Origin of the sequence: Pseudomonas syringae (assembly GCF_023278085.1) — a bacterium.
Lineage (GTDB): Bacteria > Pseudomonadota > Gammaproteobacteria > Pseudomonadales > Pseudomonadaceae > Aquipseudomonas > Aquipseudomonas syringae_Q.
The window spans coordinates 2,808,288-2,832,261 of sequence record NZ_CP066265.1 but is presented as its reverse complement, the minus strand read 5'-3'; the positions used below and the strand labels follow the sequence as shown (position 1 = coordinate 2,832,261).

General features: G+C 58.7%; 19 protein-coding genes, 1 tRNA gene and 1 pseudogene. 14 read left to right on the top strand and 7 right to left on the bottom strand.

What is annotated here, in order from left to right:
* Positions 1-34: 34 nt before the first annotated feature.
* Together I9H07_RS12550 and I9H07_RS12545 are read right to left on the bottom strand one after the other, a co-directional pair.
* The gene (locus I9H07_RS12550) at positions 35-1,117 is read right to left on the bottom strand and encodes a 3-deoxy-7-phosphoheptulonate synthase (RefSeq protein ID WP_236425040.1); all 1,083 of its coding nucleotides are present in this window, start codon (positions 1,115-1,117) and stop codon (positions 35-37) included.
* A 631-nt stretch (positions 1,118-1,748) separates the two neighbouring features.
* Complete coding sequence (locus I9H07_RS12545) at positions 1,749-1,979, bottom strand: DNA-binding protein (protein ID WP_058392918.1); 231 nt, start codon at positions 1,977-1,979, stop codon at positions 1,749-1,751.
* Positions 1,980-2,061: 82 nt separating this feature from the next.
* On the opposite strand from I9H07_RS12545, the gene I9H07_RS12540 reads away from it, so the two are divergent.
* The 6 genes and pseudogenes from I9H07_RS12540 to I9H07_RS12515 all read left to right on the top strand — a co-directional run bounded on the left by I9H07_RS12540 (position 2,062) and on the right by I9H07_RS12515 (position 6,884).
* Positions 2,062-2,403 carry a helix-turn-helix domain-containing protein gene (locus I9H07_RS12540; RefSeq protein ID WP_024673455.1) on the top strand — a complete coding sequence of 114 codons (342 nt, stop codon included), beginning with the start codon at positions 2,062-2,064 and terminating at the stop codon, positions 2,401-2,403.
* A 190-nt stretch (positions 2,404-2,593) separates the two neighbouring features.
* Complete coding sequence (gene gacA / locus I9H07_RS12535) at positions 2,594-3,238, top strand: response regulator transcription factor GacA (RefSeq protein WP_007249425.1); 645 nt, start codon at positions 2,594-2,596, stop codon at positions 3,236-3,238.
* A 2-nt stretch (positions 3,239-3,240) separates the two neighbouring features.
* Positions 3,241-5,064, top strand: a complete 1,824-nt coding sequence (gene uvrC, locus I9H07_RS12530) for an excinuclease ABC subunit UvrC (protein WP_024673454.1) — start codon at positions 3,241-3,243, stop codon at positions 5,062-5,064.
* A 32-nt stretch (positions 5,065-5,096) separates the two neighbouring features.
* A complete protein-coding gene (pgsA, locus tag I9H07_RS12525; protein ID WP_007249427.1) occupies positions 5,097-5,657 on the top strand; it encodes a CDP-diacylglycerol--glycerol-3-phosphate 3-phosphatidyltransferase in 561 nt (186 codons plus the stop codon).
* Between the two features lie 67 nt (positions 5,658-5,724).
* Positions 5,725-5,800: transfer RNA gene (locus I9H07_RS12520), tRNA-Gly, on the top strand.
* Between the two features lie 421 nt (positions 5,801-6,221).
* Positions 6,222-6,884 (top strand): annotated as a pseudogene (locus I9H07_RS12515) (DUF3313 domain-containing protein).
* A 20-nt stretch (positions 6,885-6,904) separates the two neighbouring features.
* Here the strand turns inward: I9H07_RS12515 and I9H07_RS12510 are convergent.
* On the bottom strand, positions 6,905-8,341 hold the full coding sequence (locus I9H07_RS12510) for a PLP-dependent aminotransferase family protein (RefSeq protein WP_024673452.1): 1,437 nt from the start codon (positions 8,339-8,341) through the stop codon (positions 6,905-6,907).
* 290 nt (positions 8,342-8,631) lie between these two features.
* Here I9H07_RS12510 and I9H07_RS12505 point away from each other — a divergent pair, with 290 nt between their 5' ends.
* The 8 genes from I9H07_RS12505 (at position 8,632) to I9H07_RS12470 (ending at position 18,499) form a co-directional block, all read left to right on the top strand.
* Positions 8,632-9,639 (top strand): SGNH/GDSL hydrolase family protein, encoded by a 1,008-nt coding sequence (locus I9H07_RS12505; RefSeq protein WP_236427036.1) that lies wholly within the window; start codon positions 8,632-8,634, stop codon positions 9,637-9,639.
* A 153-nt stretch (positions 9,640-9,792) separates the two neighbouring features.
* A complete protein-coding gene (locus tag I9H07_RS12500; protein ID WP_058823521.1) occupies positions 9,793-11,997 on the top strand; it encodes an iron-containing redox enzyme family protein in 2,205 nt (734 codons plus the stop codon).
* 18 nt (positions 11,998-12,015) lie between these two features.
* Positions 12,016-13,059, top strand: coding sequence for an inosamine-phosphate amidinotransferase (locus tag I9H07_RS12495; RefSeq protein ID WP_024673449.1), 1,044 nt, complete (start codon positions 12,016-12,018; stop codon positions 13,057-13,059).
* A 13-nt stretch (positions 13,060-13,072) separates the two neighbouring features.
* Positions 13,073-13,696, top strand: coding sequence for a LysE family translocator (locus I9H07_RS12490; protein ID WP_024673448.1), 624 nt, complete (start codon positions 13,073-13,075; stop codon positions 13,694-13,696).
* Between the two features lie 89 nt (positions 13,697-13,785).
* Positions 13,786-15,627: a carbamoyltransferase family protein gene (locus tag I9H07_RS12485; RefSeq protein WP_058823520.1), complete on the top strand. Its 1,842-nt coding sequence runs from the start codon at positions 13,786-13,788 to the stop codon at positions 15,625-15,627.
* A gap of 199 nt (positions 15,628-15,826) precedes the next feature.
* Positions 15,827-17,146: an aspartate aminotransferase family protein gene (locus I9H07_RS12480; RefSeq protein ID WP_058823519.1), complete on the top strand. Its 1,320-nt coding sequence runs from the start codon at positions 15,827-15,829 to the stop codon at positions 17,144-17,146.
* Positions 17,147-17,204: 58 nt separating this feature from the next.
* Positions 17,205-17,807 carry a formyltransferase family protein gene (locus I9H07_RS12475; RefSeq protein WP_024673445.1) on the top strand — a complete coding sequence of 201 codons (603 nt, stop codon included), beginning with the start codon at positions 17,205-17,207 and terminating at the stop codon, positions 17,805-17,807.
* Positions 17,808-17,869: 62 nt separating this feature from the next.
* A complete protein-coding gene (locus tag I9H07_RS12470; protein WP_236425037.1) occupies positions 17,870-18,499 on the top strand; it encodes a LysE family translocator in 630 nt (209 codons plus the stop codon).
* 99 nt (positions 18,500-18,598) lie between these two features.
* Here I9H07_RS12470 and I9H07_RS12465 read toward each other — a convergent pair whose 3' ends face one another.
* The 4 genes from I9H07_RS12465 to xylA all read right to left on the bottom strand — a co-directional run bounded on the left by I9H07_RS12465 (position 18,599) and on the right by xylA (position 23,878).
* On the bottom strand, positions 18,599-19,735 hold the full coding sequence (locus I9H07_RS12465) for a sugar ABC transporter permease (protein ID WP_058823518.1): 1,137 nt from the start codon (positions 19,733-19,735) through the stop codon (positions 18,599-18,601).
* On the bottom strand, positions 19,736-21,304 hold the full coding sequence (gene xylG, locus I9H07_RS12460; protein WP_236425739.1) for a D-xylose ABC transporter ATP-binding protein: 1,569 nt from the start codon (positions 21,302-21,304) through the stop codon (positions 19,736-19,738).
* 120 nt (positions 21,305-21,424) lie between these two features.
* On the bottom strand, positions 21,425-22,426 hold the full coding sequence (gene xylF, locus I9H07_RS12455; RefSeq protein ID WP_024673441.1) for a D-xylose ABC transporter substrate-binding protein: 1,002 nt from the start codon (positions 22,424-22,426) through the stop codon (positions 21,425-21,427).
* Between the two features lie 135 nt (positions 22,427-22,561).
* The gene (gene xylA, locus I9H07_RS12450) at positions 22,562-23,878 is read right to left on the bottom strand and encodes a xylose isomerase (RefSeq protein ID WP_236426528.1); all 1,317 of its coding nucleotides are present in this window, start codon (positions 23,876-23,878) and stop codon (positions 22,562-22,564) included.
* Between the last annotated feature and the right edge of the window lie 96 nt (positions 23,879-23,974).

The following is a 23,974-nucleotide window of genomic DNA, read 5'->3' as shown; positions in this document are numbered from 1 at the left end:
TGCGGCATTTCCCGACAAAGTTCCATCACTGGCATCATCTGTAGCGCAGCCGGTCAACTGCTCCGCGCAACAATTGCTCGGTGCCTGCCCAGCCCAAGCAACCGTCGGTGACTGAAACGCCATACTTCAGCGTTCCGCCAAGCGGCTGGCAGCCGTCGAACAAATGGCTCTCGACCATCATGCCGATCAATGACGTGTCACCCAGCAGCCGTTGTTCCAGCACATCGTTGAACACCTGCGGCTGGCGCAGTGGGTCTTTGCCACTGTTGGCGTGGCTGCAATCGACCATGATTCGAGAGGCGATGCGGCTCTTCGCCAGACTGGCCTGCACCTGGGCAACCTGGTGCCGGGCATAATTGGGGCCGCCATGCCCACCGCGCAGCACGATGTGCGTGTTCGGGTTGCCCCGGGTTTCGATAATTGCCGGATGACCCTGTCGGTCCATGCCGAAGTGGCGATGCGGGTGGGCCGCCGAGCGCATGGCATCGCAAGCCACCGCTACGCCACCGTCGGTGCCGTTCTTGAAACCGACCGCCATGGGCAGGCCGCTGGCCATTTCCCGATGGATCTGCGACTCGGTGGTGCGCGCGCCAATCGCCACCCAGCTCAGCAAGTCGTCGAAATAGCCGGCAGCCATCGGTTGCAGTATTTCGGTGGCTATCGGCAAGCCCAGCTTGAGCATGTCGAGCATGAGTTGTCGCGATAACGCCAGGCCGGCGGCCATATCGTCACTGCCGTCAAGATGCGGATCGTAGGCGAGGCCTTTCCAGCCTACGGTGGTGCGGGGTTTCTCGACGTAGGCGCGCATAATCAGTAGCATCTGGTCGCTGACTTCCGCGGCCAGCGCGGCGAGGTGCTCGGCGTATTCGAGCGCCGCCTGCGGGTCGTGGATCGAGCAGGGGCCGACGATGAGCAACAGACGGGAGTCTTCACCTTCGAGAATGGCACTTACCGCACGGCGATGGGCAGCGACCTGTTCGGTCAGCGCGGCATTCAGTGGCAAGCGGTGCTTGAGCTCAAGTGTGCTTGGCAGGCGTTTGGAGGCAGGGCTGGCGTTCAGCAGCGAAACGGCATTGCTGGACAGATCGGACGGTTTTACGGCAACGGACGAATTCATGTTCTGGCTTCCTGGGGCGGCGGGGAACTCCCGCTCGAACCCTACTGGGGTGTTCGACAATGGGCCGTATTGGCCATGTGTTTACGGTTGCCACCTGGCAGTGACCGGTCGGAGGCGGCAGGCTGTTCCGAACGGGGCTGGCTAAATCGCCAGGCGGAGTCGAATTCGTTGCGGTAATAAGTGGCGTAGTTCATGTGGTCATCCTCGAATTGATGCAGTGAGATTTTTTCAGGGCTCTAAAAAACGAAACCCCCGATCGGGAAGCCGACCGGGGGTAGAGAATTCTCTGGTTGGCGTCCCCTTGAAGTGGGCGCCGGACAGGTATCAGGCGCGCCAGTGGCTAAACCAATACCCATAATAAGTGTTGAACTGAAGACCGGCGCCAGACGCTGCCGCATGCACAGTCACAGCACATGCACAGCGATTGACGCTGGTGCAGGTCTGAGGCAGTGGAAGGGCGGATCGTGACATGGTGGGTCTCCATTGAATGAACCGGAGCTTACTTCAAGAAAGGCCGGGCATTCAATTGGAAAATTCAATCGGTCTGATTATCGACGAATGCCGGATGTGCGCTGCGAGTGGCAGGGGAAATACTACGTCGGAGCAACGGTTTAACGAGGCAGCCTAGCGTTTATTGCTGGTTTTCGTTCGGTCCGGGTTCTTGCGCGGGAATCGTGCCGATCTTCATCCCCAGCAATACTGCCACCTTGTGCGCCTCGCCACGCCGTCCTTTTTTGCGACCTGCAAGTACCTGATAAGTCGTCGCCGGGTCAATGCTGTTTTCACGAGCAAATTGCTGAACAGATTTACCTTGTTGTTCTAGCCAGGCCTTGGCTTGTGCAGCGGTGCGTATTCCGGGCATAGTTCAAAACCGTTCAAAACCGTTTAAATTTAGATCGATTCTACCATTCGTAAGGATGGGGTCAACAGGGTTATGCATTCAAATGAGTGGAATTGGATACCGGCTAAGAAAAGAAAGAGAACGTCTGGGGCTGTCCCAGCGTGTTTTCGGGGAGATCGGCGGTGTTGAAGCAAACGCTCAAGGCAAGTATGAAAGCGGTGAACGAACCCCGAAGGCCGATTACCTGGCCGCAGTAGCGGCCAGAGGCGTGGATGTACTGTATGTGCTGACTGGAACGCCCACCCCGACCCCGGTCAATGATCTAAGCGATGCCGAAGAAAAAGTGCTGGGCAGCTACCGCATACTGGACAAGAAGGATCAGGACGCAATAAGGCGTTTGACGATCACCATCGCCGAGCTTTCCGCATCCGGAAGCGCGGTGTGAGGACGTGCTCTACGTTACCTGTAACACGGCATTTACCCAACGCTTTTTCAGGCAAGCAGAACTCTATGCGGGCTCATTCAAACGCAAACATGACTAATTATTGCGAGTGATACTTCTCAGTGCTAGGTCTGACTCGCCGTTTTTGTTATGGTGATTGGCATTCGTTATGACCGTTGCGCGAGGTGTCTGCTTGATTAGGGTGCTAGTTGTCGATGACCATGATCTTGTCCGGACAGGCATCACTCGCATGCTGGCCGACATAGACGGTCTGCAGGTTGTCGGGCAGGCGGACTCCGGTGAGGAGTCGCTGAAAAAGGCGCGGGAACTGAAGCCCGATGTGGTACTGATGGACGTCAAGATGCCAGGCATCGGCGGCCTCGAAGCCACGCGCAAAATGCTGCGCAGCCATCCTGACATCAAGGTGGTTGCCGTCACCGTCTGTGAAGAAGACCCGTTTCCGACCCGCTTGCTGCAGGCCGGTGCTGCCGGCTACATGACCAAAGGTGCAGGGCTGGCGGAAATGGTGCAGGCCATTCGTCTGGTGTTTGCCGGTCAGCGTTACATCAGCCCGCAGATCGCCCAGCAACTGGCGTTGAAATCGTTTCAGCCGCAGGTCAACAATTCGCCATTCGATCTGCTCTCCGAGCGCGAGATCCAGATTGCCCTGATGATCGTCGGCTGCCAGAAGGTGCAGACCATCTCGGACAAACTGTGCCTGTCGCCGAAAACCGTGAACACCTACCGATATCGTATCTTTGAAAAGCTTTCGATCAGCAGTGATGTTGAGCTGGCTTTACTCGCTGTACGCCACGGCATGGTAGATGCCAGCGCCTGAACATGACCCAGACATTCGATCCAAGTGCATTTCTCGCGACCTGTAGCGGTCGCCCCGGTGTCTATCGCATGTTCGACGCCGAAGCCACTCTGCTGTACGTCGGCAAGGCCAAGAACCTCAAGAAGCGTCTCGCCAGTTACTTTCGCAAGACTGGCCACGCGCCGAAGACCGGCGCACTGGTGGCGCGCATCGCCCAGATTGAAACGACGATTACGGGTAACGAAACCGAAGCGTTGTTGCTGGAGCAGACCCTCATCAAGGAGTGGCGGCCCCCTTACAACATTCTGCTGCGCGATGATAAGTCTTACCCCTATGTGTTTCTGTCCGATAACGCGTTTCCACGGCTGAGCATTCATCGTGGCGCCAAGAAGGCCAAGGGCCGATATTTCGGGCCTTACCCGAGTGCGGGCGCGATTCGCGAAAGCCTCAGCCTGCTGCAGAAGACTTTTCAGGTTCGGCAGTGCGAAGACAGCTACTTCAAGAACCGTACCCGGCCGTGCCTGCAATACCAGATCAAACGCTGCAAAGGCCCTTGTGTCGGGCTGGTCGAGCCAGAGGTCTACGCCGAAGACGTGCGCCACTCGGTCATGTTTCTCGAAGGGCGCAGCAATGCGTTGAGCGACGAGTTGAACGCTGCGATGGAAAAAGCCGCGATGGCGCTCGATTTCGAGCGTGCGGCCGAGTTGCGTGATCAGGTGGCGTTGTTGCGCCGCGTTCAGGATCAGCAAAGCATGGATGGCGGCACCGGTGATGTGGATGTGGTCGCTGCGTTCGTCAATCCGGGCGGTGCCTGCGTGCATCTGATCAGTGTGCGCGGTGGCCGGGTGCTGGGCAGCAAGAACTTCTTTCCGCAGGTGGGCATAGAAGAGGAGGTCGGCGAAGTGATGTCGGCCTTCCTGGCGCAGTATTTTCTCGGCGGCATTGATCGGGAGCTGCCTGGCGAAGTCATTGTCAACGTCGTCAATGAAGACTTCCCGGCACTGATTGACGCCATCGAAGAGCTGCGCGGCGTTGAAATGATCATCAGCCATCGCGTGCGCGGAACCCGGGCTCGCTGGCAGCAAATGGCAGTCACCAATGCCGAGCAGGCCCTGGCAGCGCGTCTGGCCAATCGTCAGCACGTAGCTTCGCGGTTTGAGGCGCTGGCTGTGGTGCTGGGTCTCGACGACCCGCCAATGCGCCTTGAATGCTATGACATCAGTCATTCCAGCGGCGAAGCGACCGTAGCGTCATGCGTGGTGTTCGGCCCTGAAGGCCCTATCAAGTCCGATTACCGACGTTTCAATATTGAAGGCGTGACGGCGGGCGATGACTATGCGGCCATGCATCAGGCGCTGACCCGACGCTACAGCCGCATCAAGGCCGGGGAGGGCAAGTTGCCCGACGTGCTGCTGGTGGACGGTGGCAAGGGGCAGATGTCCATGGCCCGCGACGTGCTCAACGAGCTGCAGGTCCCGGAGCTGATCTTGCTGGGCGTGGCCAAGGGCACGACGCGCAAGGCCGGTTTTGAAACGCTTTACCTGAATGACGCCGCTCATGAGTTCACGCTGCCCGGTGATTCGCCCGCGTTGCACCTCATTCAGCAGATTCGCGACGAGGCTCACCGCTTCGCCATCACCGGTCACCGGGCGCGACGCGGCAAGACCCGGCGCACCTCGACCCTTGAAGGGGTTGCCGGAGTAGGGCCGACCCGGCGTCGGGATCTGCTTAAACACTTCGGTGGATTACAGGAATTGTCCCGTGCGAGCATCGATGAAATCGCAAAAGCACCCGGAATCAGCAAAAAGCTGGCAGAGTCGATTTATGCAAACCTGCACAGCGAGTAGAATGCCCGCTCACCTCGTAGCCAGTTGTGCCGATGAATATCCCTAATCTGATCACCGTATTACGCGTTTTACTGATTCCGATCTTCATTTTGTTGTTCTACATGCCTTATCACTGGAGCTACATGGCGGCCAGTGCAGTCTTTGCGTTCGCTGCGGCGACCGACTGGCTCGACGGGTATCTGGCACGTCGTCTTGAGCAAAGCACGCCGTTTGGCGCCTTTCTCGATCCGGTCGCAGACAAACTGATGGTGGCGGTGGCTTTGGTGCTGCTGGTTCAGGCGCATGCCAACCTCTGGCTGACACTGCCTGCGGCGGTCATCATTGGTCGCGAAATCGTGATCTCTGCACTCCGCGAGTGGATGGCAGAGATCGGCGCGCGTGCCCAGGTGGCCGTCTCCAACATGGGTAAATGGAAAACCGCTGCACAGATGCTGGCGCTGGTGATCCTGCTGGGCAACCCGCCTGCCATCACCTTCTGGGTGATTTTCGGCTACGCATTGCTGCTCGTTGCGGCGGGGCTGACCCTGTGGTCGATGGTGCAATACCTCAGAGCCGCCTGGCCGCATCTCAAGACCACCGCTGAAAAAAAATAAGTTTTTGAATCAAAGGCTTGACGTCGTTATTCGAATCGCTAGAATAGCGGCCTGTCACCGAGACAATGCGGGAATAGCTCAGTTGGTAGAGCACGACCTTGCCAAGGTCGGGGTCGCGAGTTCGAGTCTCGTTTCCCGCTCCAGATATAGCGTTACAGGCATTCGAATGAATGCTGTAACGATGAAAAAAGGACCTTCGGGTCCTTTTTTCGTTTCGGCGAAAACGCTTCGATTTAAAGCCACCCTCAATTTCCCCACGTCAATCCACGTGCCCGACAGGGTGCTTGAACGCGCTTGATCGGTCACTCGACTGATACGCATCAAGCAGACCGCCTTAAATATTTCTCAAAAGCATACCGGAGTGTACATTTTAGATTGACGAACTCTCGTCGAGCGTCTAAAAGTGTACGCCTTGGTACAGCTTTGGTGAGGTCAGCCCTCTTGGTGTCCGCACATCCTCAGCTGAACAACGTCAACGTGCAGCCACGTCGGTTAATGCTCTGCGTTGAGCACTGCCGGCGAACGTCTGAATTTAAATGACCCGATTGTTCTGGAGAGTTATGCATGCGCGACCCTATGAAGCTGGCTTGGCTGTTGCTGTCGGGGTTTCTTGTCACGGGGTGTGCCAGTCATGAACCGTCCCCGTATTCGGGCATCGACTCTTCGCTTGAAATGCGACCCAACAAACAGGACAACACAGGCCGTACGCCTTTTAAATATTCGACGTCGGTCAACTGGCACAAATACGACCAGATCATGCTTGAGCCGGTGGTGATTTACTCAGGGGCGGACGCGCAGTTTTCAGGGCTGGAGCGCAAGGACAAGACGGTTCTGGCCAACGACATGACGGTCAAATTCTCGGAAGCGCTGGGGCAGCATTTCCGATTCACGGCAACTCCCGGACAAGGGACGTTAAGGATTCGTCTCACGCTGACCGGGGCGGAGACCACAGTGGCGGGCTTGTCTACGTTCTCCAGATTCGATATCGGCATGGGGGCCTATAACCTCGTTTAGGCCACAAGGGACCGTGAAGGGACATTTACCGGGGCCGTCAGTTTTGCGGTCGGGATCTATGATGCGTCCACCTCGCCACTCCTGGAGTCTTACGTGAGTCGTCAGTATCCGAAAGTCTATGACATAAGCGCCACGTTCGGGCGCCTGTCAGCGGCGCAGGCAGGCATCTCCCGCGGGGCAGAGGAGCTGGTTGATAGTTTGCTTTCTGATTGAAGTCGGGCCGGTGTTATTGATCAAGCACTACTGTCACTCGACTCCAGGTGTATCAACTGACTGATGGTCTGCCCGACCTTGAGTACGGCCTTTTCAACTTTTGAAGTGGGCGGGTTGGCAAAATTCAGCCGGAGACAGTTACGGTATTTCCCTGCTGCCGAGAAGATATTGCCATTTGCCACTTGCACGTCCTGCGCTTCCAGCAGGCGGTTAAGGGCGTAGGTGTCGAACTCCTCGGGCAGCTCGACCCACAGGGTGAAGCCACCCTGAGGCTGGCTGACCCGTGTACCTGCCGGAAAGTAGCGGTTGACCCACTCAATCATCAGTTCGCCGTTGCGTTTGTACTGCTTGCGCATACGGCGCAGGTGCAGCAGGTAATTGCCCTTTGCAATGAATTCGGCCACCGCCAGCTGTGGCTGAGTAGCCGTCGAGCCCGAGCCGATGAACTTCATGTGCAGCACCTGCGGCAGGTACCGCCCCGGCACGATCCAGCCAACCCGCAAGCCAGGTGCCACGGTCTTGGAAAACGAACTGCACAGCACCACGCGATTGTCCTCATCAAAGGACTTGAGCGAGCGGGGCCGTGGGTAGCGGTGCGAAAGGTCACCGTAGATGTCGTCTTCGATAATCGGCACGTCGAAGCGTTGGGCCATGCGGATCAGTTTGAGCTTGCGGTCGTCGGGCATGATGTAGCCCAACGGGTTGTTACAATTGGCGGTGAGCTGGATGGCCTTGATCGGCCACTGCTCCATGGCCATTTCCAGCGCTTCCAGGTTGATACCTGTCACCGGGTCTGTAGGGATTTCGAGTGCCTTGAGCCCGACTGCCTTGAGGATCTGCATCATCCCGTAGTAGCTCGGCGAGGCCACGGCCACAATGTCACCGGGCGCGCAAATCGCCCGTATCGCGATGGCCAGTGCTTCCTGACAGCCGCTGGTGACGATGATGTCTGCCGCGCTCAGGCGGCAGCCCGAGTCGATCGACAGCCGGGCTATTTGCTCTCGCAACGCCAGTACACCCTGAAGATGGTTGTACTGCAGGCCGGTGCTTTCAGCGCTTCGGCTGATTCTCGACATGGCGGTCAACAGTGGCTTGAGGGTCGGTACGCTGATGTCCGGCATGCCGCAGCCCAACTGAACGATATCGGTGCTTTGGTCGAAGCGCATCAGCTCCTGGACCATGTCCCACTGGGAAATGTCCACTGGCCGAAGAACAGGCCGGCCCATCTGCGGCAAAGGTGCCACCCGCCGATCAGTCGGGACGAAATAGCCTGATTTGGGGCGCGGTATCGCCAGGCCGGAATACTCCAGTACGCGGTAGGCCTGCTGCACGGTGGTCAGGCTCACGCCGTGCTCGTTGCTGAGCGTGCGTACGGAGGGCAGCCGTTCGCCAGGGCCGTACAAGCCTTGCTCTATGCGGCTGCTGATCAGTTCGGCGAGGTTCAGATAAAGAGTCATACGCCTGACTGTAGCGACTCATCTGTCGCTTAAAAAGACACAGATAGACCTTTTTTCAAGAAATTTTCAGTCAAATAGACTCATCTGTATTTAAAAAATTAAGAGTCATTGTATCTGCAATACAGATCATCGCCTTGGGATGATAGCCCTATAACGGTGCACTGCTCATCGCAAAGGGTAGACGCAGAATTGCCAGGCACCAGTGATCGCAGAAAATTTCGAGAAGCACTCTTACACGACCAGGTCAGATATCTGAATCTGCACAGCACATATCGAGAGGACCAAGCGCCATGACGGCAAGGATGACGCTCACACCGCAGATGGCCGAATACGAGCAGAAATTCACCGACAGCGGGGACGTTCGCTGGCTGCCCTATCTGATGTACTTCCACCCGACTGAACATCGCTCCCCTGTGGTCAATACTGACCTGGCCGGTTTTCGCTACTCCGAATCACTGGGGACGCGCTACTCGGTGATAGACAGCGGGCAAAGCAATGGTTCTGTGCGCTTACTGGCGGGCAGCTCCACGGTATTTGGCATCGGTGCCAGCGCAGACAGCTGGACGCTGTCCTCCCGCCTGACTCAGAACGACTCGCGTGGGCAGCGCTGGATAAATTTTGGCGGTCGCAGTTTCAACTCCACTCAAGAGTTGCTGTTGTTCGCCCTGAACAAGCATCACCTGCCCAAGGTGGACGAGATCGTGCTGTTTTCCGGTTTCAACAACCTCGGTCTGGCGCGCCAGCCTCAGGAGTATCGCGGCGAGCACGGTGCCTTTTTCAACTGTCATCAGTTTTTCGACGCACTGGCCCCCGCACGGCCGGCCTCCAGCGCCTGGAGCCTGTCGAACCTGTTTGGCAAGGCTCAGGAGCAAGAGCCACCGGCACCGCAATCCATGCAGGAACAGATCGATTACGCCGCCGACCTGACCTTGCAGCACCTGGATATCTGGCGCGCCCTGGCGGCGGATATGGGGGCGAAGCTGACCTTCATCCTGCAACCTTTGGCGGGCTGGGTGCGGCAAACCGGCAGCCCCGAAGAACAACAACTGTTTGCCGAACTCGACCAGGCGGGAAATTTCACTGAAATGTATGGCGATATTCTGCAGACCTCGGTACGTGAAGCTTACGCCCGGCGCCTGCGTGCCTGTGCGCAAGGCATGGGCGTGGGGTTTGTCGATATCACACCTTTGCTGGCAGAGGCCTTGGGCCCGCACGATTGGCAGTTCGTCGACCGCATTCACTTTACCGACGCCGGCAATGATCTGGTTTCAAAACTCATTCTTGATGTCACTCGCTAAAAGGACTTGCCCATGAAATCCATTAAGAAGTTTTTCCAGCGTCTGTTTGGGAAAAAGAAGAAAAAGCCGGATTCCTCTATTTATCCGATGTTTTGATAACAAATGCTCTGACAAAAAAATGTGTTGATGCTGCACTGAACAAGGTGATTTGCCATGGAAGGCCCGGTTTCACATCGGATGACAGGCGAGGGCAAGTGGCGTGAGCTGTATCGCTCGGCGCTCAGCCCTGAATGTTTTCTGCAGGCCACGTACCTCGAATCTCTGCTGGGCGACTTTGCCTCCATGCCGCTGGCATCGCTGTCGCAGCAGATCGAACAGTGGCAAACCACGCAGACCAACGCCTATACCGCCGCTGCGGCAGAAGCCTGCAAACACGGCAATGGCCGCGCCTTTGCTCAGGCCATTGCTACCTTTTCGGCGCCCATGGCGTCTGTGTCAGGGTGTTGGCTGCAAGGCATGAGTGCGCCCGGGGTGTTCGAAGATCCGGCGCAGTTGAGACTCATGCAGCTGTTTGCCCACGATGTCGGCGTCGGCTACCCGAACGCCTCGCGTGCCGATCATTTCAATGCGTTACTGGGCCAGTTGCAGTTAACGGCCTTTGCCCTGGCACCTGCGCAACTGGCCACATTGCCAGGCCTTTGCGACGAGGCCTTTGAACTGCCCGCAGTGCTGCTGGCGCTCAGCCGCCGCAGTGATGAGTTCGGTGATGAACTGTGCGGTATCGACTGGGCATTGCGCAGCGTGGGTCTATTCCCTGGCTGGGCGGCGATGGGGCAGCTTGAAGGCATGACGCTGGAGGTGCGGCGTCTGGACCTGAGCGAGTCATTCACCGGTCTGGAGCCCGCGTCGCTGCGACAGATCAGCCAATGGATCGTGCATCGGATCACCGAGCAAGGTGACACTCGGGAAGCGCGGGTCATTCGTGGTGCCAACTGGTTGTTCGCTGCGTTGCAGCGCTGGGACGCGCATCTCTACAACGCTTCGTTGAGCGCCACATCCCCGCAGCATGCCATGACGCAACTGATGCAGCGCCTGGCCCGGGTCGGTGCGGTGTATCACCAGAACTACCTGATCGAAGGGCGCAGCCTGGCGCAATGGCTGGAGGAGGCGCAGGACAACCCGCTGCCTTTGCTCGATGTCTTGTCACGCAGCCGTCTGATCGTCCCTGGCGACTCGAAAAAGAGCCTGCTGGTGACCAGTCTGGTCGCACCAACCGGGCGTATGTTTCGTATCTTCAGTGAGGCAGACCTGAGTGTGATTCGCCAGTGGATCGACTGGCTGCCCCAGGCTGCAACCCGTCAGTTGCTGCCTCGCCAGCCCGTCGCCAGCCCGCCCGTCGAACGGGTGCCGGACATGCCGACGCCGGTCGAGGCTGGCCGCTTTCCCGTCACCTTGCGCGAAGCCTATTTCGTCCTGCAAGGGCGCGCCCTGGCTCCGGCCACCCGAAAATTTGCCCACGCCTATGTGTCTGGCTGGCTGGCACGCTCGCAGCGTTCGCTGAAGACGTCCGAGCGTCAATTGCCCGAGCACTGGGGCACTAACGTGCTGCGCGCCTGGCTGCTGGACAAGCATGATCAGAATGGGCGGCAGTTCGAAGACAGCGATCCGGCGCAAATACCGAGCCGCGAAGAAATCATCGAGTCCACCCTGCAACTGGCGCCCCTCACGCTGATCGACGGTGCCTGGCTGCAAGGTTTCACTGATCTGGGTCTGGCGTCCTCGCATGTGGGTTACGCCTTGTTTCAGACGTATTGGGACGAGCTGGGCAACGGCATCGCCGCGCTCAATCATCCCAAAATATACCGCGATGGTTTACGCGAGATGGACTTCGAGCTGGCGCCCACCGGCAGTCGCGAATTTGCCGAAGACCCGCGCCTGCACGAGGACTCCTTCCGCCTGCCGGTGTACTGGCTGTGTCTGGGCAAACTGCCGGTGACGTTCATGCCGGAAATCCTCGGCATGAATCTGGCCATGGAGTTATCCGGTGTCGGCGGCAGTTATCGGGCGGCCCGCCGCTTTCTGCGGCATTACGGTTTCAGCACCGCATTCGTCGATCTGCATAACACCATCGACAACGTGTCCACGGGCCACTCGGCGTGGGCGGCCGATGCGATCGACGCGCACATGCGCTCGCTGGCTTCTGAAGAACAGCTCGCCGAACAGTGGCATCGGGTGCGGGTGGGCTATGAGTCCCTGGCGCCGATGCCGGGCAAATGGGGTGAGGTATTGCGGCGGTTGGGAATCTCCTCGGCAGGTCGCTTGTTGCCGCGTGACAAGCGTCGGGCTGCGGTATCCAGCGGTGATCTCCATCACTTGCCGATCACCCGGAAAGTACTGGAAGAAGTGTCCGGTCAATAACCATCATAAGGAGCCGCTATGTCTTTAGTAGAAGTGCACAACGAATGGGACCCCCTCGAAGAGATGATCGTGGGTGTCGCCCATGGCGCACGCGTGCCGAGGCCGGACAAGGGCCTGTTCGCGCTCGATTACAGCGAGCATCACGACTCGCCACACGAGATCCCTTCGGGGCCCTATCCCGAACAACTGATTGAAGAAGCCCAGGAAGATCTGGATGCCTTCGCGGCATTTCTGGTGTCTCACGGCGTTACGGTACGTCGCCCCGAGAATACGTATCACGCCGGGCTGTTCGGAACGCCTGACTGGCAGACCGACGGCGAATACAACTATTGCCCTCGGGATGTCTTGCTGCCGATCGGCCAGACCATCATTGAAGCGCCGATGGCCTTGCGCAGCCGCTACTTCGAGCCCTTTGCCTACCGTGAGCACCTGCAAGCGTATTTTGCCAGTGGTGCCAACTGGATCTCTGCTCCGAAGCCGCGACTGGGCGACAGTACCTATCGGGTGAACCCGCGTGAGGGCTCGATCATTGCCAACGACGAGCCGATCTTCGATGCAGCCAATGTCCTGCGCATGGGGCGCGACATTCTTTATCTGGAATCACGCAGCGGCAATCGGCTTGGCTACGAATGGCTCAAGCGCGTGCTAGGCGATCAATACAGGGTGCATGCCCTCAGCGGCTTCTACGACGGCACTCACCTGGACACCACCATCACGCTGGTACGTCCGGGCCTGGTGGTATTGAACCCCGAGCGCATCGGCAAGCATCAGGTTCCTGAGGTCTTCAAGAACTGGGACATTATTTGGGCTCCCGACATGGTCGACACCGGTTACTGCTGGTCCTACCCGCGTGCGTCGATCTGGCAGGGCATGAACTTCATCATGGTCAACCCGTCGCTGGCGGTGATCAATGATCAGCAGGTCCCGCTGATTCGCGCGCTGGAACAGCACGGTATCGATGTCGCACCCCTGAAAATGCGCCATGCGCGCAGCTTGAGCGGGGGCTTCCATTGCGTCTCGGTCGATGTCCGTCGACGCGGCACACTGGAAGATTACCGCTGACAAGGGCGTAAGCATGCAGAACCTGGATTACTACTCGATCGCGCTGTTCGTAATTGCCACCTGTGTCACGCCAGGCCCCAACAACATCATGCTGATGTCGTCGGGCGCCAATTTCGGCATGGGCCGCACGCTGCGCCATGTAGCGGGGATCAACATCGGTTTCCCGTTGATGCTGGTGGCTGTCGGCTTGGGTGCCGGCGCGATTTTTCGGCAGTACCCCAGGCTGCACGATGTATTGCAGTTGATCGGGGCGGTTTACTTGCTGTTCCTGGCGTATCAGATCGCCCGCTCACCTACCGCCGACCTGGGCGACAAATCCGGCAAGCCACTGGGGTTCACGGCCGCCGCGTTGTTTCAATGGGTCAACCCGAAAGCGTGGGTCATGGCAGTGGGGGCGGTGCTGGCATACACCTCACCGCTGGGTTCCTACACCGTGCAGGTCGTTCTGATTGCGCTGCTGTTCTTTGTGCTGGGTTCACCGTGCTCCATGGTGTGGGTTTTTTTTGGCCAATACCTGCGGCGTTTTCTGACCCGGCCACAACGTTTGAAGGCGTTCAACATCTGCATGAGCCTAGTGCTGGTTGTGTCGCTGATACCGGTTTTGAGAGGCCTGCCATTCGCTCAATGGTGGTCTTGAATACAGAGAAAAGTTGCCGTGCCGCCCACCACGCGATCGGCTCAAGCAACTCCATGGATTGGCATGATGCGATGAGGATGCACAGTTAAATGGCTATTTACGTCTTAGGAATATCTGCCTTCTATCACGACAGCGCCGCAGCTCTGGTCAAGGATGGTGTGCCCGTGGCTGCCGCGCAGGAAGAGCGCTTCACCCGTGTGCGCCATGACCCGGCTTTTCCGGCTCAGGCGATCGCCTATTGCCTGGACGCCGAGGGAATCACCCTGAATGACCTGGAGGCGGTGGTCTATTACGAAGACCCTCAGGAGAAATTCTCGCGGGTTATTTCTTCTTTCGCCAGTGGCGGCATCGGTGGTGCGCGCACGTTTATCAACGCGATGCCGGAGTGGATTCGCTGGAAATGGAACGTGCTGAAGTTCGTCGACGAGCAACTTGAGCTGCTCGACCGAGGCAAGGCGCCGCGCACCCAGGCGTCCCAGCATCACCGCTCGCACGCTGCGGCTGCGTTCTATCCGTCACCTTTTGAGAACGCAGCGGTGTTGTGTATCGACGGCATTGGTGAGTGGCATTCGACCACGATCTGGCACGGCAAGGGCTCCAGTCTTGAACTGAAGAATTCAATTTCCTATCCGCATTCCGTGGGCTTGCTGTATTCGGCAATGACCTACTATTGCGGCTTCAAGGTCGATTCAGGGGAATACAAGCTGATGGGGCTGGCGCCCTATGGCCAGCCTGTCTATGCCGACAAGATCCGCGACGAACTGATCAATATTCGCGATGACGGTTCGTTCACCCTGAACATGAAGTACTTCGAATACCTGCGCGGTGAGCGCATGGTCGGCGAGTCCTTCGAAGAACTGTTCGGCGGGCCGATCCGGCAACCGGAAAGCCCGATCTCCCAGCGCGAATGCGACCTCGCGGCGTCGATCCAGAAAGTCACCGAGGAAGTGGTGCTGGGGCTGGCGACCGCTGCCGTCAAGCAGACCGGTCAACGCAACCTGTGCCTGGCCGGTGGTGTCGCGTTGAACTGCGTGGCCAACGGTGTGCTTAGCCGTTCCGGGCGTTTCGATTCGATCTGGATTCAACCCGCAGCCGGAGACGCCGGTTGTGCTCTGGGGGCTGCGCTGGACTATGCCGTCAAGCGCAGCGGTCGACCGCACCTGGCAAGCAGCAAGCCCGATGCCATGAGTGGCAGCCTGCTGGGGCCGGGTTTTGACGACGAAGAGATCGCCGCATTTTTGCTGGAAAACCACTATCCCTTCACGCGCTATGACGATGCCAGGCTATATGACCAAGTGGCTGCGCGTCTGGCCGAGGGTGCCGTGGTCGGCTGGTTTCAGGGGCGCATGGAGTTCGGGCCCCGCGCCCTCGGTGCGCGCTCGATTCTGGGCGATGCGCGCAACCCCGAGATGCAGCGCACCATGAACCTGAAGATCAAATACCGCGAGTCCTTTCGCCCGTTTGCACCGGCGGTACTGGCGGAAGACGCCGGGAATTATTTCGATATCTGCGAAAAAAGTCCCTACATGCTGATGGTTGCGCCGGTGACCGACTCGATCAAATCGCCGCAGTCGCTACACGATAACGGTCCGCAGCGCGGTCTGGGCAGCATCAACAATGTGCGCTCGCAATTGCCGGCGGTGACACATGTCGACCTGTCGGCCCGGGTGCAGACTGTGACCGAAGAAAACAACGCGCCCTTTACCTACCTGCTGCGCAGTTTCAAGGCGCGCACCGGTTGTTCGGTACTGGTCAATACCTCGTTCAACGTGCGCGGCGAGCCGATAGTGTGCAAGCCAGCCGAGGCATATGCCTGCTTCATGCGCACCGAAATGGACGTGCTGGTGCTGGGCCATTTTGTCCTGGAACGGCCGGGCCAGCCGGCGTTCGTCGAAGCCGTCGACTGGCGCAACGAAATCCCGCTGGACTGACCGCCCCATCCATTATCTGGAGATTTTCCATGCTGAGAGTGCTCGCGTTTCTCATATTTTTCATCGTACTTCTGCCTGTCGGGCTGATGCGTTCAGTGTTCCATTCTTCTCGTTTCGGGCGGCGCTTTCATGAGGCGCCGACCGCTTGGGATCACTCCGTCAGCGAACTGCAACGCTAACGATCCAGGGATCTGTGCTCATGTCAAAAGTGATCTATAAAAACCTTAATACCTCACCGATTCTGGCAACAGGCGGGGCAGGGGTCTGGCTCGAAGATGCAACCGGCAAACGCTACCTGGACACCTGCGGCGGTGTCGCGGTATCAAGCCTGGGCCACGGCCATCCACGTATCGCGGCAGCCTTCGAGCGCGAGGCGAAGAAGCTGGCCTGGGCGCACGCGGGCAGTTTCACCACGCAGGCAGCGGAGCAGTTGGCCGAAAGCCTGGTGGCAGCCAGTGGCGGCCTGGCGCGTGCGCAGTTTTTGTCAGGAGGATCGGAGGTCATGGAGCTGGCGATGAAAATTGCCTACCAGTACCAGTGCGAGCGGGGGCTGCCCGATAAATCGGTGTTCATCTCGCGGCGACAGAGCTATCACGGCAGCACGCTCGGCACCTTGAGTATTTCCGGCAACCCGCAGCGGCAATCGGTCTTCGGCCCGCTATTGCCCAAGGCCGAGTTTGTCTCGCCGTGTTATGCCTACCGTGATCAGCGTCACGACGAAAACGAAGAGCAATACGCAACTCGCCTGGCCGAGGAACTCGACCAGAAAATCCGCAGCCTGGGCAGCGAAAATGTTGCGGCTTTTTTCGCTGAAACAGTGGTGGGCTCGACCAATGGTGCCGTTCCTCCGGTGCAGGGTTACTTTCGCAAGATCAAGGCGGTCTGCGAGCGGCACGACGTGCTGCTGGTCCTTGATGAAGTGATGGCCGGCATGGGGCGTACCGGTCAACTGTTCGCCTATGCCGACGACGGCATCGTGCCGGACATGGTCGCCGTCGGCAAAGGCCTGGCGGCCGGTTACATGCCTATCTCGGCACTGTTGATCAGTGAGCAGGTGCATGCGGTGATGGCCGGGGGCTCTGGCGTGCTGGGCAATGGGCAGACTCATGTCAACCACCCGCTGGCCTGTGCCATTGCGCTGGAAGTGCAGCAGGTCATCGCTGAGGAGAATTTGCTGGCCCAGGTGCGCCAGCGCGGCGAGCAATTGCGCAGTTGGCTCACTGAAAGCCTGAGTGATCTGGATATCGTCGGCGATGTGCGCGGGCGCGGGCTGTTTGTCGGTGTCGAGTTTGTCGAAAGCCGCTCCAGCAAAGCGCCGTTCAGCGGCGGCGGTGCCTACGCTGCAGCACTCAAAAAAGAGGCCCTGCAGCACGGCCTGCTGATTTACCCCGGCAGCGGCACGGTGCAGGGCGTAGAGGGCAATCATGTGCTGTTTGCTCCGCCGTTCATCACCAGTGAAAGCGAACTGGCGCAAATGGTCGAGCGTTTCGGTGCGGTGGTGCGAGCGGTCGCTCACTAGCGAGTCATCGGGTTACGCAGCGCTTTCAGCCACATTATCTAGAGAGGGAGCAGTGAAGATGCAGACAATCGAGCCATGCAAGGACAAAGTCCTGTTGTCGGTATGTACCATGGACTGGTGTGATCACGGGGTGGAGTTCGCCAAAACCGTATTCTCCAACCTGGAGGTGTTTTGCTGGGACCCGGGCGATCCGTATCCCTACCATCTGGATAACTGGGAAGGCGACTGGATCATTTCCTACCGCGGCGATTTCATATTCCCGGAGAGCATTTACAAGAATGCGCGCAAGGGAGCGATCAACCTGCATCCTGCGCCGCCCAAGTATCGCGGGCTTGGCAGTCAGCATTATGCGATCTACTACAACGATGAAACCTATGGTTCGACCTGCCACCATCTGGCGCCGTCAGTCGATAGCGGGCAGATCATAAATGTTGCGCGTTTCAACGTAGCGCCAGCCGAGACGGCATCGTCACTGCGCCTGCATGTCGGGGCGTATTGCCTGCAACAGTTCATTCATCTGCTCACCGATTACATCCTGCAAGGGCAGCCTTTGCCGGTATCGTCCGAGAACTGGGGAGAGCGGCTGTACAAGCAATCCGAGCTCAAGCCCTGGATGGAAAAAATCCGTGCTCAGGAGCCGGATCACCGTTGCTTCAAGTAAGTTTTCCTGGCAAGCCACTTCAAGCTGCTCATGGCTTGAAGTGCTCACTGAAGAGTGCACCTATGTTTGAGTTTTCGAGTTTTTTCGCGGCGCTGGGTGTCTACGTGATCGGCACCGCCAGCCCTGGGCCGGGCAACCTGGCGATTGCCAATACCTCCCTGAATTACGGCCGGACGCCGGGCCTGGCATTGGCCGCCGGGGTGATTTCCGGGTCGTTGTGCTGGGGGGCGATGACCGCTGCAGGGGTTTCGGCGCTGTTGATGTCCAACTCGCAAATACTGCTGTGGCTGAAACTGCTGGGTGCCTGCTACCTGTTTTTTCTGGCCTGGAAGTCGATTCGCGGGGCTCTGGCCCCAAACGCCGCTCTGGTGTCTCGGGTACGTGAAAAACAGACCCGCAACCTGGGGTTCTATCTTCAGGGCCTTGGCATTCACCTGACCAACCCCAAGGCGGCCTTGACCTGGTTCACTGTGACCACCGTCGGGCTCAGCGCCAACGCGCCTGCGTGGGCCAGCTTCGTGCTGGTGGCGGGCTGCGCGCTGTTGGGATTCCTGATTTTCTGCACCTATGCGCTGGCGTTTTCCGCACAGCCGGCGGAGCCGTTCTTTGTCCGGACACGCAAATCGTTCGGGCTGATTTGTGGTGTCTTCTATTCGATCATCGCCATCGGCTTCCTCAGCTCGCTGTTCTGAGCATCCTCTGGCAGTCGTTCTGTTGCCGAGCACCTTTCCCGCTGATATCCGGAAGCCCGCTAGTATCCGGAAGAAAGGTGCTGCGTGTTTCCCTTATGTTCAACGCCTGCCGGCTCGCGTACTCACATCCACCCACACCGCCAGCACCAGGATGCCGCCCTTGACGATCATCTGCCAGTAGCTGTCGACGTCGAGCATCGACATGCCGTTATCTAGGCTGGTGATCACCAATGCGCCGAGCAGGGCACCGTAGACGGTTCCCGAGCCGCCGCGCATGGACGTACCACCAATGAAGCAGGCGGCGATGGCGTCGAGTTCGCCCATATTGCCAGCCGAGGGTGAGCCCGCCGCCAGGCGAGCTGTGTTGACCAGCCCGGCGAAGGCACACATGACCCCCATGATGCCGAAGATCCACAGTTTCACCGCCTGCACGTTGATGCCGGACAGGCGGGTGGCCTCCATGTTACTGCCGACGGCGTACACCCGTCGGCCGAATACGGTCTGGCTGGTGACGTAACTGAACACCCCGAGCAGCACCAGCAACAACAGAACCGGAACCGGAATACCGTCGTAGCTGTTCAGGATGTAGACAAACCCGGCCAGCACGGCGCCGATCAACGCCACGCGCAACAGGTCTCGCACCATCGAGTGTGGCGCCAGGCCATGCAGGGCGCGATTGCGGCGTTGTTTCCAGGTCAGGAAAATCGTCAGCGCCATCAGCAACAGGCCCAGCCCGGTGCCTGCCGCGTGCGGCAGATAACCCTGACCCACATAGACCAGCGCCGGCGACACGGGCGCAATCGTGGTGCCGCCGGTAATCCCCAGCAGCACGCCACGAAACGCCAGCATGCCGCCGAGCCCGACGATGAATGACGGAATGCGCAGGTAAGCGGTCATGTAGCCGTTTGCCAGACCGATCATCAAGCCGCACAAGGCCACCACGCTCAGATTCGCCAGCAGCGGGACGTGATACACCACGTCGAGAATCGCTGCCAGGCCACCGAGCAAGCCAAGCATCGAACCGACCGACAGATCGATCTCGCCGCTGATGATCACCAGCACCATGCCGCAGGCCAGGATTCCGGTAATGGACATCTGGCGCAACAGATTGGAGAGGTTGCGCGGGGTCAGAAATCCGCCATCGGTGTGCCAGCTGAAGAACAGCCAGATCACGGCGATGGAAATCACCAGTGCGAGCATTTTGTAGCGGGTGAAGAACTGTTTGACCTGATTCATTTATGCGGTCTTCCGCTCGTTATTGTTAGGTTTTTCGTCAGCGTCGTCGGGGTGGCTAAGGGCGGCAGCGAGCACCTGTTCCTGGGTGAGTTCGTGATTGATGAAGTCGCCGCGCAGCTGGCCTTCGCCGATCACCAGCACGCGGTCGGAAACGCCCAGCACTTCGGCCAGTTCCGACGAGACCATGATGATCGAAACGCCCTCAGCGGCCAGCGCGCCCATCAGCTTGTAGATCTCGTATTTGGCGCCTACATCGACGCCTCGGGTGGGTTCGTCGAGAATCAGCACGCGAGGTTTGGTCAGGAGCATCTTCGCCAGCACGGCTTTCTGCTGATTGCCACCGGACAGGCTAGTGATCGGCAGGAATGGGCTGGCGGTCTTGAGGTGCATGCGCGAGATTTCCCGGTCGATGCTGCCCAGTTCGGCTTCTGCGTCGATGCGGGTCATGTTGGCGTAATTGTCCAGAACGGCGAGGGTGATGTTCTGGCCCACGCCAAGGTCGGGAATGATGCCTTGACGCTTGCGGTCTTCGGGAACCATGCACAGCCCGGCGCGGATGGCTTTGCGCGGTGTGCGTGTATCGATGATCCGGCCGTCCAGCCATACCTCGCCGCTGTAGCGGCCCGGATAGGCGCCGAACAGTGCCGAGACCAGCTCCGTACGGCCAGCACCCACCAGCCCGGCAATGCCGAGAATTTCCCCGCGTTTCAGAACAAACGAGATGTCGTCCACGCGCTTGCGTTTGGGGTTATCGACATCGTGACAGGTGATGTGCCGTGCCTCGAAAATCACCTCGCCGACATCGTGGGGTTCGGTGGGATACAGGTTGCTCATCTCACGCCCGACCATCTGGGTGATGATTTTCGGGATGTCCATTTCCGTCATGGCAGTGGTGGCAATGTGTTTGCCGTCGCGGATCACCGAAATGGTGTCACACACAGCCGCCACCTCATCGAGTTTGTGCGAGATATAAACACAGGCAACGCCTTTGGCTTTCAGGTCGCGGATGATGTCGAGCAGCACCTCGATTTCCGAACGGGTCAGGGCCGAGGAGGGCTCATCGAGGATCAACAGTCGCGCCTTCTTGTTCAGTGCCTTGGCGATTTCAACCAGTTGCTGATAACCCCCTCCGTATTGCGAAACCGGCAGCGCTACGTTCATGTCGGGGACTTTGAGCTCGCGCATCAGGGCTTCGGCACGATGGATCATGGCCGGGTAGTTCATGCGCCCGCCCGCCAGGGTCAGTTCATGGCCCATGAAGATGTTTTCAGCCACGGAGAGGTCCGGGACCAGCGTCAGTTCCTGATGGATGATGACGATCCCGGCGGCCTCGGTTTCGCTGATCGACTGTGCCCTCAGGGGTTGACCGTCCCAAAGAATCTCGCCTTCCCAGGTGCCGTAGGGGTAGACCGCCGAGAGGACTTTCATCAATGTCGATTTTCCGGCACCGTTTTCACCGCACAACCCCACGCATTCGCCGGGTCTGACCTTGATGTCGATGCCGTTCAGGGCGTTGACGCCGCCAAAGGTTTTGATGATGCCGTTCATTTGCAGCAGATAGTCGGACATGGCGAATAACTCGGACACAAACCACGGGCTGGCGCAGGCAGAACTCCTGCGGGGGCCGGATTCAGTGGGTCCCGCAGGGTAGCGCTCAGGTTCTCTGTCGGTGCTGTTCAGCCCGACCGGTCATTTCCCGTCAATCTGCGCCTTGGTGTAGAAGCCGTCTGTGACCAGCAGGTCGAGGTTGTCCCTGGTCAATGGCGTCGGGGTCAGCAGGATGGTGTCGACCTTTTTGCTGCCGTTGTCGTATTGCGAGCTGAAGGCAGGTTTTTCGTTACGCGCCAGTTGCACCGAGAGTTTGGCGGCTTCAGTGGCAATCAGCTTCAGCGGCTTGTACACCGTCATGGTCTGGGTGCCATCTTTGACCCGCTTGATCGCTGCCAGATCAGCATCCTGCCCCGAGATCGGCACCTTGCCCGCCAGTTGCTGTGCGGCCAGCGCCTGAACAGCGCCGCCGGCCGTGGCGTCGTTGGAGGCGACGATGCCGTCAATTTTGTTGTTATTGCGGGTCAGGGCGTTTTCCACAATGCTCAGCGCTTCGGTGGGGTTCCATTCCTTCACCCACTGCTGGCCGACAATCTTGATATCGCCCTTGTCGATGGCCGGTTGCAACACTTTCATCTGGCCCTCGCGCAGTATCTTGGCGTTGTTGTCCGTAGGCGCGCCACCGAGCAGGAAATAATTACCTTTGGGGGCCGCTTTGAGTACGCCACTGGCCTGCATCTCACCGACCTTTTCGTTATCAAAAGAGATGTAGGCGTCGATATCGGCGTTCAGGATTAGCCGGTCATAGGACACGATCTTGATACCCGCCTTCTTGGCTTCGGCAACCGCGTTGGTCAGCACCGTGGCGTTGAACGGCACGATGACAATCACATCCACGCCACGAGAAATGAGGTTCTCGATCTGCGAAATCTGCTTTTGCTCATTGGCATCAGCCGATTGCACAAACACCTTGGCGTCCAGCTTTTCAGCCGCTGCAACGAAGTAATCCCGGTCTCTCGACCAGCGTTCCAGACGCAGGTCATCAATCGAAAAACCGATTTTCGGGTGGGCGGGGTCAGCCATGGCAGGTAGAGACAGAAGGGCCAGAGCACTGGCGAGTAGCGTGCGTTTCAGGGTGTTCATGAGGGTGCGTCCTTTTATTGTTGTTTGAAGACACTGGCATCCGTAGTGATGCCGATACAACTGTAGAGCGTTACCGGGTGCCGCGTGCATGGATTTGTCGTGAGAATGTCACGGCGCCCCCGGCGTTGCCGGTCGTCAGGTGTAGATAAACCGGTTGACCACACCTTCGAGCAATTCCTGGCGGCCGCTGACCGGCTGCGGGTTCAACTCGTGGGTGAACGCATGGTCAGCCAGCGAGGCGAGGCTGAACTCACCTGCAAGCACCGACTTGCCGAACGGCTGCTGCCAGCCGGCGTAGCGCTGATCCTTGAATTGTTGCAGCTTGTCGTTCTGCAGCATGGCCGCAGCCCGCTCCAGTGACAGGGCCAGCACGTCCATCGCGGCAACGTGGCCGTAAAACAGATCGACCTCGTCGAGGCTCTGGCGCCGTACCTTGGAATCAAAATTGTAGCCGCCATGGGTGAAGCCGCCGGCCTTGAGAATTTCATAGGTGGCGAGGGTCATCTCCTCGACGCTGTTGGGAAACTGGTCGGTGTCCCAGCCGTTCTGCGGGTCGCCACGGTTGGCGTCGATGCTGCCGAAGATGCCCAGCGAGACGGCGGTGGCGATTTCGTGATGAAAGCTGTGCCCGGCCAGCGTGGCATGGTTGGCTTCGATGTTGACCTTGATCTCGTTTTCCAGACCGTACTGTTGCAGAAATCCGAAAACCGTGGCGCTGTCGTAGTCGTACTGGTGTTTGGTCGGTTCCTGGGGCTTGGGTTCGATCAGCAGATCACCTTTGAAACCGATCTTGTGCTTGTGCTCGACCACCATGCGCATGAAGCGTCCCAGCTGTTCGCGCTCGTGTTTCAAATCGGTGTTGAGCAGGGTCTCGTAACCCTCGCGACCGCCCCACAGTACATAGTTGGCACCTTTCAGGCGCAGGGTAGCGTTCATGGCACTGAACACCTGGGCAGCGGCGTAGGCGAACACCTCAGGGTCCGGGTTGCTGGCAGCACCTGCGGCAAAGCGCGGGTTGCTGAAGCAGTTGGCGGTGCCCCACAGCAGTTTGATCCCGCTCTGTTCCTGATGACGCTCCAGGTGATCGATCATCTGCGCGAAGTTATTGCGGTACTCCTTGATGGACGTGCCTTCCGGGGCGACATCAGTGTCGTGGAAGCTGTAATAGTCGATACCCAGCTTGGAGAAGAACTCGAACGCCGCTTCGGCCTTGCCGATCGCCAGTTCCATCGGGTCACCGGGCCGTTGCCACGGGCGCTTGAAGGTGCCGACGCCGAACATGTCCGCACCCGGCCAGACGAACGTGTGCCAGTAGCAGGCAGCCATCCGCAGATGCTCGCGCATGGGTTTGCCGAGAACCATCTTGTCGGCGTCATAGTGGCGAAAGGCGAGGGGCGAGTCGCTGTCGGGGCCTTCGTAGATAACCTTGTCGACAGTGGGGAAGTACGACATATGCGATTTCCTTATTGTTCTTGGATTGATCGTCTGTTGAACTTGGTGATGTCTCGATACTAACAACGGCCTCATGGCTGCTGATTATGAAAATCA

Coding starts and splice junctions, on each gene's coding strand:
- pgsA (WP_007249427.1), top strand. CDS start 5,097: ATGAATATCCCTAATCTGATCACCGTATTACGCGTTTTACTGATTCCG.
- I9H07_RS12550 (WP_236425040.1), bottom strand. CDS start 1,117: ATGAATTCGTCCGTTGCCGTAAAACCGTCCGATCTGTCCAGCAATGCC.
- I9H07_RS12510 (WP_024673452.1), bottom strand. CDS start 8,341: ATGACTCTTTATCTGAACCTCGCCGAACTGATCAGCAGCCGCATAGAG.
- xylG (WP_236425739.1), bottom strand. CDS start 21,304: ATGTCCGACTATCTGCTGCAAATGAACGGCATCATCAAAACCTTTGGC.
- I9H07_RS12485 (WP_058823520.1), top strand. CDS start 13,786: ATGGCTATTTACGTCTTAGGAATATCTGCCTTCTATCACGACAGCGCC.
- xylA (WP_236426528.1), bottom strand. CDS start 23,878: ATGTCGTACTTCCCCACTGTCGACAAGGTTATCTACGAAGGCCCCGAC.
- I9H07_RS12465 (WP_058823518.1), bottom strand. CDS start 19,735: ATGAATCAGGTCAAACAGTTCTTCACCCGCTACAAAATGCTCGCACTG.
- I9H07_RS12495 (WP_024673449.1), top strand. CDS start 12,016: ATGTCTTTAGTAGAAGTGCACAACGAATGGGACCCCCTCGAAGAGATG.
- I9H07_RS12500 (WP_058823521.1), top strand. CDS start 9,793: ATGGAAGGCCCGGTTTCACATCGGATGACAGGCGAGGGCAAGTGGCGT.
- I9H07_RS12545 (WP_058392918.1), bottom strand. CDS start 1,979: ATGCCCGGAATACGCACCGCTGCACAAGCCAAGGCCTGGCTAGAACAA.
- I9H07_RS12490 (WP_024673448.1), top strand. CDS start 13,073: ATGCAGAACCTGGATTACTACTCGATCGCGCTGTTCGTAATTGCCACC.
- xylF (WP_024673441.1), bottom strand. CDS start 22,426: ATGAACACCCTGAAACGCACGCTACTCGCCAGTGCTCTGGCCCTTCTG.
- uvrC (WP_024673454.1), top strand. CDS start 3,241: ATGACCCAGACATTCGATCCAAGTGCATTTCTCGCGACCTGTAGCGGT.
- I9H07_RS12540 (WP_024673455.1), top strand. CDS start 2,062: ATGAGTGGAATTGGATACCGGCTAAGAAAAGAAAGAGAACGTCTGGGG.
- I9H07_RS12475 (WP_024673445.1), top strand. CDS start 17,205: ATGCAGACAATCGAGCCATGCAAGGACAAAGTCCTGTTGTCGGTATGT.
- I9H07_RS12470 (WP_236425037.1), top strand. CDS start 17,870: ATGTTTGAGTTTTCGAGTTTTTTCGCGGCGCTGGGTGTCTACGTGATC.
- I9H07_RS12480 (WP_058823519.1), top strand. CDS start 15,827: ATGTCAAAAGTGATCTATAAAAACCTTAATACCTCACCGATTCTGGCA.
- I9H07_RS12505 (WP_236427036.1), top strand. CDS start 8,632: ATGACGGCAAGGATGACGCTCACACCGCAGATGGCCGAATACGAGCAG.